Origin of the sequence: Vibrio sp. 10N.261.52.A1, assembly GCF_002876325.1 — a bacterium.
Classification (GTDB): Bacteria; Pseudomonadota; Gammaproteobacteria; order Enterobacterales; family Vibrionaceae; genus Vibrio; species Vibrio chagasii.
This window is the reverse complement of the sequence record NZ_MCYD01000767.1, coordinates 1-8,121: the sequence shown is the minus strand read 5'-3', so window position 1 is coordinate 8,121 and position 8,121 is coordinate 1. Positions and strand designations below refer to the sequence as shown.

Sequence of the window (8,121 nt, the reverse complement as noted above, 5' to 3'; positions counted from 1 at the left end):
GAATTGGAGAAAGTTATGAAAATGAATCACGTAGGCATCATGGTTGGCGATATGGACCAAGCTGTAGAGTTTTACACAAAGGCTCTAGGTCTAAGAGTTGTAATGAACAACACTAAAGTGATGGAAGAGCGAGAATCTGCAATCGGCCGCATGTGTATCGCTGTATTTGGTGAAGGCTTCAAAGGCTTCAACATTGCTCACCTAGTAACTTCAGACGGTATCGGTGTTGAGCTATTCGAAATGGTTGACCGCCAAGAGCGTCACGAAGTAGATTTCTCTCGTCTAGGTATCTTCCACTTCTGTCTGCAGCTTCCAAAAGAGCAGTTTCATTCAGCTATCAAGCGCGTTGAAGAGTTTGGCGGTAAGGTACGTATGGATATTCACCGTTACCACCCAGAAGACGAGCTAAAACAAGCACAAATGGTTTACCTAGAAGACCCGTTTGGCAACCTATTCGAATTCTACTCTCACTCATACGAAGATACGTACGCGACTGATTACGAGTAATAGACGCCATCTACCTGTCGTAAGGTAGAAAAACCGAAACACCCCCAAAGAGGATTGGTAGAGATACCAATCCTTTTTTGTGTTTGGATGATTGGCTGGGTGACTTATCTACATCAAGTGTTCAAGAAAGATACAGATTTAAGGTGTTGTTAAATTTGACGTTTCTAAGATAAAACCTTTCATGAATATGACGGAAGAAAACGATCTTCATGAAAACATGGTGCATTCATACCGGATGGTAGCCTTTGCTGAACAGTGACTATACTCAGCACTGTATGGCAAACCAAAAAACAACGAAAACAGAGAAACATGCACAGATTAGCGCCCCAAAACCACATGAAAAAACTACATGTCATCTTCATCGCTCTTATTCTCATGATATTAGCCGGATGCACCTCAACGTCGGCGGTCGGCAGTTCTAAAACAAAGGAATATGCCAAGTCACATGCTTTGACTGGTAAAGCTTCTTGGTATGGTGACAAGTTCCATGGAAAGCTCACTGCAAGTGGTGAGACGTATAATATGAATGCTTACACGGCAGCGCATAAAACCTTAGCCTTTGGCACGATCGTGAGAGTGACTAACACTACCAATAATAAGTCTGTCGAAGTTAAAGTTAACGACCGAGGCCCGTACATAAAAGGCAGAGTGATCGACCTTTCACACAAAGCATTTGCAAAAATCGGTAACGTTAAGCAAGGCACAGTTCCTGTCAGAATCGAGATTGTTGATGACAGTAATACCTTTAGGTACAAACATTAATCACCTCTAAGTCTGAATTGGTTGGTGAAACTGTAGGGGTTGGTAGAGATACCAACCCTTCGTTTTAGGTCATCAACTTGGGCTCAACGAGAGCGTGTTTTAAATAGATCGATGGAAAGGCACCGACTGCCCCAGTGAGAACTCTATCTCTACTCCGCTCAGCCTCAGATAGTGATAGAATTCCCACATCAGAATTACCGAGAAACTCTATGTTTATCCATCAAGTTAATGACATCGACAGGCTGGTTATTACCGCTTTTGAAGAACTGAAAACTATGTTTATCGAAGATGCAGGCAGTATCCCTCGTTGCTTCTCTGTCGCTAGCGAATTGAGCCTGATTGATCAAGCCAAGCGTGCTTATGGATACTTACCTCCACTTCGCGGCGTTATCACCGATACCGGCACTTTTCAAAGCCCGGATAATGAAGAAGATTTGAATCCACAACTTGCCTGCTTAGTTGAGGGACGTGGTCGAGTGTTTATCTATCAAGGAGGCTTTATCGCTTTTGTGGATGATGAACAAACCTTCATTACCCGAATGGATTAAATTCAGTAAAGTAGGGCGGTTATAACCCTTGCTATATAAACTAAGGCCTCGCATTTGCGAGGCCTTTGTATTGAAGTTTAGTATTAACCGAGCTTAACGAAAGCTTGGGATAATCGCTGGAATGCCTGGTAGAAGGCCAACCAACGCCATCACGCTTGTTAGAACAACAAACATAATGCCCGGAAGTACCCAGCGGCTCATCTTACTCAGTTCACCACTACGTTCTTTACAGCCAACTAAGCCTAAGTTGTCTAGTAGCATAGTGAGAGACCAACCAAATGCTGGGTTCACAAGCGCTGATGAAAACACAACAATCGCTGCTGATTGAGTGGTTTTCCCTTCACGTGTCATCTCCATTCCCGCTTCTAGCAGTGGAACGAATACACCTACAATCAGAGCGACACACAGTACCGGTTGCCAGATAGCTAAATCCATCGGATAGCCCCAAATCGCAGCGATAATACAGAACAGAGCCGTCAGAAGAGCACCCGCAGGGATAGGACGTTTTGCAATCGCCGCAGGTACAATGTAAGTACCCCATGAGGACGTAAAGTTAGTACCACCAAGTAGCGAGCCGAATGTTTGACGAATAGACGCTGTGGTCATGGTGTCGTCAATGTTCATGTGCACTTTTTCAGTACGCTCTGGGTAACTGATCTTTTGGAATACTTGATGCCCCAAGAAATCTGGTGACCACATCGCTACCGCTAGAATCGCGAACGGCAGTACTACCATGAAGTGCTCAATCGTCGGTAGGCCTAGCATCCAACCGGTATCTTCTCCCCACCAATACATAGGGTTCATGTTCGGTAGGCCAGGCTCTGTGTGGAAAGCGAATGGGGCACCCATGGCAAATGCAATCGCACCACCCAGCAAGCAGCTAAGAGGCACAGCTAACCAACGTTTACGAAAGTGCTCCAATAGTGCATACAAGATAATGGTGCAGAAGATCACGACAAAAGCGATGTGGCTCATGCCGATGCCTTCTGCCCAAGCGAACAGCTTTTTCACTTGAGAAGCGGTGCCCACGAAGCCAAGGTAGAGCAGCAATCCGCCACACACACCTTTACTGGTGAGGTTAGCCAACATACTGCCGCCTTTACTGATGGCTAACAGCAAGCCGAATGCGCCAATCAGCAAGCCAAAGGCCATTGGGTGACCGCCAGCGGCAACAACAATAGGGATTAATGGAATAAGTGGGCCGTGTGTACCTGCGAGGTTAGCCGTTGGTAGTAGAAAGCCAGAGAAAAGAATGATGAAGACAGAGGCGATAAGGAGTTCGTATCGAACGTTTTCTAGAATGAAGTCTTCATTTAACCCAAGCGCTCCAGCAAAGGTGGCTGCAATCGCGCCCACCATAACCACTTTACCAATGGTCGCGGCCATGGCTGGGATGGTGTCTTCTATCTCAAATCGATAATCTTTAAACGGTAAATTTGGACGCCAGCGCTTAGGCGACATGATTTCTAATTCGTGCTCTAGATACTGTTCTCGGGTTTCAAACTCTGAGCTTGGTTTGTGTTGCTGTTCATAGGAGAGTTCGTCCTCTTGGGTCTGAGGCTCCTCTCTTGGTATATTTACGGACTCTAAAGTACTGCTCATTTTGATTCCTTTCTTTCACACTCTAAGGTGTGTTGTTCCAACAAACGTTATTGACTCATGCAGATGTGTAAACAATGCGTCAACTTATAATTAAAAATTCGTTAACATTTAGTTGTTGGTACCTTATACCAAACCCAAAAAAACAAATAGACTCAGGTAGTTAGACATTAGTCGTAGAGTGCCTTGGCTAGCGTGGAAGCCGCAAGATAGTTTGTTTTTTGTAGGAGGTTTAGCTTCAGGGTTAATAAGGTATCGTTCAGTATGAAAGTGCTAGGTTAGAAAGACTCGAGAAAATCGATTGGTTCATGTTTTGTAGCGCACTTGTTGTGATTAGGGAGGGAAGAAACAGAGGCCGTTTAATGGGGGACAAAAATAGCGTCAGAAATCAATTATTGACGCCATGCTCTTTTGTTAGGCTACGGTACCTTGATAAGCTTTAGAAGCCATTACAGGAATAAATTCAGTAATTGAATACGTGACAGCTCCACTTTTAATGAATGGATCTGAATTTAATACTTGCTCAAGCTCTCGTTTACTTGCATGTTGCGAAATAAGTATGCCCCCAGTTCTAGGTACTTTCCTCCCACCAAACAATAGATTGTTTGATTTATATTCTCCTTCAAGATAATTCTTATGCTTATCAGTTAGCTCTGGAGTTATTTTTGTCATGTCTGTAAAGGTCATATCTACTAGGTACATATAACTCTCGCTTTTCAAATAAATTGCTACTTATTTCGTAGCGAGTCATGTCGCTACTTTTTTAGAAGCGCAAGATTTATGACAACACCATTACCTAAAAAATTAGTAAGAGGATCTAGCTCGGGTATAGTCATCATGGCTTTATTCGATCTGTTGGGCCGAAAGTGGAATATGAGTATCATGTGGGAGCTGAACTCTGAACCTTTGAGCTTCAGAGGACTACAACAACGATGCGACAGCATGTCCCCTTCGGTTTTAAATACTAGGATTAAGCAGTTAACTGAAGCTGAGTTAGTTTTTACAACATCGGAAGGCTATAAACTAACAGAGTTAGGAGTGTCTTTAATGCAAACACTCGACCCTTTAAGAGATTGGGCGGCAGAGTGGGAAGATAAAATATCGAAGCAATAATAGCTTAACAGATAGACGTTAAATGGATTGAATTATTATCTGCGATAAAAGAAGCCGTCTGTGATAATCAACCACATTTCAAACTAAATAGACTGCATCCGCATATAGGAGTATGTAGATAGGTAAGAAAGTGGTTGGTTGAAATCCTACGAAAATGAGAATGCAAGGCTATTTTAGTCTGTAGATAAAGTGTTCAAGGTCGTGTGTGTTACCAACGATCCTTAGTCGACAATACTCTTTAGTTAATGTGCTGTCTGTTAGTGCAAAATGGTGAGCGGACTCGACCAATATTCCGCGGTCATCAAACCAGCTAGCTAAGTTTTCACCTCTTTTATAAGCCAAAAAAATCGGCGTCTCGTCATTTGTCGGCAAGACTTCTATTCCGCATTGTTGTAGTTCGTCGATCATCGTCTTTTTGATTTCCCGGCAATCTGTTTTGCACTTCTCAAGAAAGCTGTCGATATTTGGTAACACATCACAAGCGATCTTGATTGACGTCAGTGATGGTGTGAATGGGATAATGATTCTTGACAAATAATCTCGTAAATTAGGAGAGACTACAGCGTAGCCAAGACGACAAGATGCTAAGCCTAACCCCTTAGAAAAACTACGTGTTACCAAAACATTATTAAATTCGTTGGCAAACTGAGCCATACTCTCACTCTTTTTTAAATAATCCCCATAAGCCTCATCGATTAAAAGTATTGAGTCAGAATCTTGACAAGCCTCGACTACTGGCTCTAATTCCTCGCGAGAGTATGCTCGACCGGTTGGATTGTTTGGGTTGTCAATATAAACAATTGATGGGGCAGTGGTTCTGATCTCTTCGCAGAAAATAGGAATCATGCCAGGGCTATATTTGAGGGCATTATAAGAGCCTCCGAGCTGTATAAACTCAGATACTGCATCCACGAATTGGGGTCCCAAGCCGAGCATCGTCATATTGTCGCCGAGTAACTTAGAGAAAATCGTCGAAAGCATGGGCATAGAGCCATTAGAGAAAAAAACGCGGTCCGGAGCGGTCCCGATATAGTTAGCCGTCAACACTGATAACTTCGCGATATGGTTAAAAGAGTAATAATCGCTTAGATCATCGAGTAGTGTCTCTTTTATTGCATCAGATAAGGGTGGAGCACCGTTGGGGTTAGTTCCAAGTCGGCAATCAATAGTGTATAAATTGCTAATGTAAGAGGCGTGATCGCCTCTAATTCTTTGATTAATATTCATGTTGTTTACTCAACGCCATCTAACTTTATAGAAGCTTAGTTAGCCTAATGCTTCTTGAAACTACCTTTTAAAATTGCTTAGGTTTTACTGGAATTTTGTTTCAAATTCACTGGTTCTAATGCGGTTCTGACTGACCTAGCGATTGCTTTAACAGTAGTGTATGCCACACAAACAAGAGGAAAATTGAAAGCGTTTCTTGATTCCTTCAGTAAGCGTTTTATTGCATATTTTACAGTTGAGTTGAAGGACTCATTCATTAAGTTAGGGCTCTCCTACGCTTTTATTTCCAGTTCACGATAACGTAGTCAAAAAAATTAAACCCTAATTTGTTTCACCTATACCCCTTTAAATCAATGAACACACTGGCTTTTCGAATACTTTTGAGTCGAAAAGTGCCAAGGGTAAATGTGCACTTAATCTGGGGCCCTTGTGGGACAGTTGCTGTCAACGTCGCGGCTGAGAATGAGGTTTGTCTGAAGTCCGGCTCTCTTTTTGATGCTATTGAGCCTATATTTCTCTTCCGACGTTCTTTGCACCTCATGTCATCAATGCGAAGAACTCATTGACGGCGGAGTGCTCAATCCTGTACCGATTGCATCAACGTTCGGCGATAACACAGATGTGACTGTAGCTGTGAACTTAAGTGGTGACCTGATACGCTTACACAAGAAGGACAACGGATTTCCAGACGACAAAAGAGATTAATCTGCGCGATAAGGCTACTCATTTTATCGCTAATCTAGGCAGTATCGTAAAAAGCAAAATGAGAATTAACTTTGCAGTTTATGACGCTGTCAACCAAGCGTTTGATGCGATGCAGTCTGCCATTGTGATGGTGGCAAAAGATGTCATCGTGCCCACAAGCATAGAAGAGCAGGCTATCTCTTGGTTAACAACTTACTATCAAAAAAACGCTGATATGCAGATTATCGAGAACGCACACCAGCCAGATAATGGAGCGACTTTGACGCAATGCTGAAACGCCCTTCATAAAGGTAAAAGGCCATACTTACCGCCCAATTTCGTAGTCAATTTCCTATTATCAATATTGCGTCACTGTGAATGAATAGCGCAAATTATTGATCAATATTTAGCCTCTCAGTGTTTGTCAGGAAGTTATGAGTTACCTTACTCTCCTTTTCAACCTACCAACCTTTGCCAAGGTAATTAATCGTTTACTACCTTGAGGAATGAGGCAATGTAACAATGCTAAACTGTACAAAACAGCATCAATGGAAGCGTTGAAGTAGGGGATCTGTAATTATTCGATGGATAAAACTTAAGCTTCGCACTTTCGAGGCCCTTGTTTTTGTGGCGAATCAGGAATAAGGCAATACCTTTTGGTTCTGTGCTCAAGATTTTGGACAATAGCAAACTCTATAGTGCACACATTTTTTCTCTAGTCGCTATATATGATAGTTAAACCGCTCTAGATAGTTTCGGTACAGTTATTTTTAGGGTTAGGCGCGCTTTACAAACAGCTAAACCTAAAACTGTCGTTTAAATCTAAAGGTAAGATTAGGGTGCTAAATAGATTGTCCCTAGATTCTTGGCAGATTGTTGCTCTCTCATTTGGGTTGTTGACATACTTATCTAAGTACTCCGTTGTTAAAACGGGCTTACCGTGATTAATAAAGGGTAGCAGTGCATCACATTCGTTGTACTCAAAACATTGTTCGTTAACAGCAAAGTCAAAGTACTCGACCAGTTCACCTATTTGGTCCAGGTCATTCTTTAATCCGACCGCAAGGCCTCTTTTATGCGCCTCATTTGCAATAAATCGATTGTACGCGAGCTGATCTTGAGACGTCAGATTGAAACCAGAGTTATTGGTGTACCCATCCATATTATCAGGTTCAACACCATCACAACCTTTGTTCTTGGCAATATCCAGACGTTTTTTCATGATTGAATGAACGTTAGCCGAACGAATATCAAGCCAGCGCTCGTTGTCCCAGCCATCAAGAGTGTTTCCAAGTGTGTTTGGCAAGAAGAGCTCTCTATCGTCTCGATAATCCTCATAAGAGCCTGCTGAAAAATAACACACCACTTTTATTCCTGATTGTTGTAAATTTTTTATTGTTGTATTGCTCGTATCAAAAAGGTCTACATCATAGAGAGCAACAGAGTAAGAGGTGTTTAAATTGCCTTCTAGCTGCCATTGCCACGTGACTGAAACAGGCGGCCGGTACCAAGAACCGGTTGTAATAGGAGCGACGTTTGTATCAAGAACGATCGGAGAGCTAGACTGCTCAGGTTGGGGCTTATTATCATTTGAATTGCAGCCAGAGCTGCTTACTAAAAATAGATATATTAATAACTTTTTCATATGCGATTGTGTTTTTTATGGGTATTGTGAATGTAC

At 42.4% G+C, this 8,121-nt stretch carries 8 protein-coding genes and 2 pseudogenes; 6 read left to right on the top strand and 4 right to left on the bottom strand.

The features are described from left to right. Positions 1 to 15: 15 nt before the first annotated feature. The 3 genes from BCT81_RS15940 (at position 16) to BCT81_RS15930 (ending at position 1,817) form a co-directional block, all read left to right on the top strand. Positions 16 to 507 carry a VOC family protein gene (locus tag BCT81_RS15940; protein WP_102425069.1) on the top strand — a complete coding sequence of 164 codons (492 nt, stop codon included), beginning with the start codon at positions 16 to 18 and terminating at the stop codon, positions 505 to 507. A 309-nt stretch (positions 508 to 816) separates the two neighbouring features. Further along, the gene (locus BCT81_RS15935; protein ID WP_102425068.1) at positions 817 to 1,269 is read left to right on the top strand and encodes a septal ring lytic transglycosylase RlpA family protein; all 453 of its coding nucleotides are present in this window, start codon (positions 817 to 819) and stop codon (positions 1,267 to 1,269) included. A 209-nt stretch (positions 1,270 to 1,478) separates the two neighbouring features. Next, positions 1,479 to 1,817 (top strand): cytosolic protein, encoded by a 339-nt coding sequence (locus tag BCT81_RS15930; RefSeq protein ID WP_102425067.1) that lies wholly within the window; start codon positions 1,479 to 1,481, stop codon positions 1,815 to 1,817. A gap of 93 nt (positions 1,818 to 1,910) precedes the next feature. Here BCT81_RS15930 and BCT81_RS15925 read toward each other — a convergent pair whose 3' ends face one another. Further along, complete coding sequence (locus BCT81_RS15925; protein WP_102425066.1) at positions 1,911 to 3,419, bottom strand: DUF3360 domain-containing protein; 1,509 nt, start codon at positions 3,417 to 3,419, stop codon at positions 1,911 to 1,913. A gap of 411 nt (positions 3,420 to 3,830) precedes the next feature. Next, positions 3,831 to 4,118 (bottom strand): YciI family protein, encoded by a 288-nt coding sequence (locus BCT81_RS15920; protein ID WP_102425065.1) that lies wholly within the window; start codon positions 4,116 to 4,118, stop codon positions 3,831 to 3,833. Positions 4,119 to 4,196: 78 nt separating this feature from the next. On the opposite strand from BCT81_RS15920, the gene BCT81_RS15915 reads away from it, so the two are divergent. Next, positions 4,197 to 4,529 (top strand): helix-turn-helix domain-containing protein, encoded by a 333-nt coding sequence (locus tag BCT81_RS15915; protein ID WP_102425064.1) that lies wholly within the window; start codon positions 4,197 to 4,199, stop codon positions 4,527 to 4,529. Positions 4,530 to 4,697: 168 nt separating this feature from the next. On the opposite strand, the gene BCT81_RS15910 is transcribed toward BCT81_RS15915, so the two are convergent. Further along, complete coding sequence (locus tag BCT81_RS15910; protein WP_102425063.1) at positions 4,698 to 5,756, bottom strand: aminotransferase class I/II-fold pyridoxal phosphate-dependent enzyme; 1,059 nt, start codon at positions 5,754 to 5,756, stop codon at positions 4,698 to 4,700. 437 nt (positions 5,757 to 6,193) lie between these two features. On the opposite strand from BCT81_RS15910, the pseudogene BCT81_RS29790 reads away from it, so the two are divergent. Together BCT81_RS29790 and BCT81_RS15905 are read left to right on the top strand one after the other, a co-directional pair. Further along, positions 6,194 to 6,585: pseudogene (locus BCT81_RS29790) on the top strand (serine protease); the annotation flags it as partial. Next, positions 6,571 to 6,826 (top strand): annotated as a pseudogene (locus tag BCT81_RS15905) (hypothetical protein). The pseudogenes BCT81_RS29790 and BCT81_RS15905, both read left to right, overlap by 15 nt. A gap of 401 nt (positions 6,827 to 7,227) precedes the next feature. On the opposite strand, the gene BCT81_RS15900 reads toward BCT81_RS15905, so the two are convergent. Then, positions 7,228 to 8,085 (bottom strand): endo alpha-1,4 polygalactosaminidase, encoded by an 858-nt coding sequence (locus tag BCT81_RS15900; protein WP_102425062.1) that lies wholly within the window; start codon positions 8,083 to 8,085, stop codon positions 7,228 to 7,230. Positions 8,086 to 8,121: the final 36 nt, after the last annotated feature.

What these genes read in the sequence shown, in the direction of transcription:
- BCT81_RS15940 (WP_102425069.1), top strand. Translation starts at nt 16, where the DNA reads ATGAAAATGAATCACGTAGGCATCATGGTTGGCGATATGGACCAAGCT.
- BCT81_RS15935 (WP_102425068.1), top strand. Translation starts at nt 817, where the DNA reads ATGCACAGATTAGCGCCCCAAAACCACATGAAAAAACTACATGTCATC.
- BCT81_RS15930 (WP_102425067.1), top strand. Translation starts at nt 1,479, where the DNA reads ATGTTTATCCATCAAGTTAATGACATCGACAGGCTGGTTATTACCGCT.
- BCT81_RS15925 (WP_102425066.1), bottom strand. Translation starts at nt 3,419, where the DNA reads ATGAGCAGTACTTTAGAGTCCGTAAATATACCAAGAGAGGAGCCTCAG.
- BCT81_RS15920 (WP_102425065.1), bottom strand. Translation starts at nt 4,118, where the DNA reads ATGTACCTAGTAGATATGACCTTTACAGACATGACAAAAATAACTCCA.
- BCT81_RS15915 (WP_102425064.1), top strand. Translation starts at nt 4,197, where the DNA reads ATGACAACACCATTACCTAAAAAATTAGTAAGAGGATCTAGCTCGGGT.
- BCT81_RS15910 (WP_102425063.1), bottom strand. Translation starts at nt 5,756, where the DNA reads ATGAATATTAATCAAAGAATTAGAGGCGATCACGCCTCTTACATTAGC.
- BCT81_RS15900 (WP_102425062.1), bottom strand. Translation starts at nt 8,085, where the DNA reads ATGAAAAAGTTATTAATATATCTATTTTTAGTAAGCAGCTCTGGCTGC.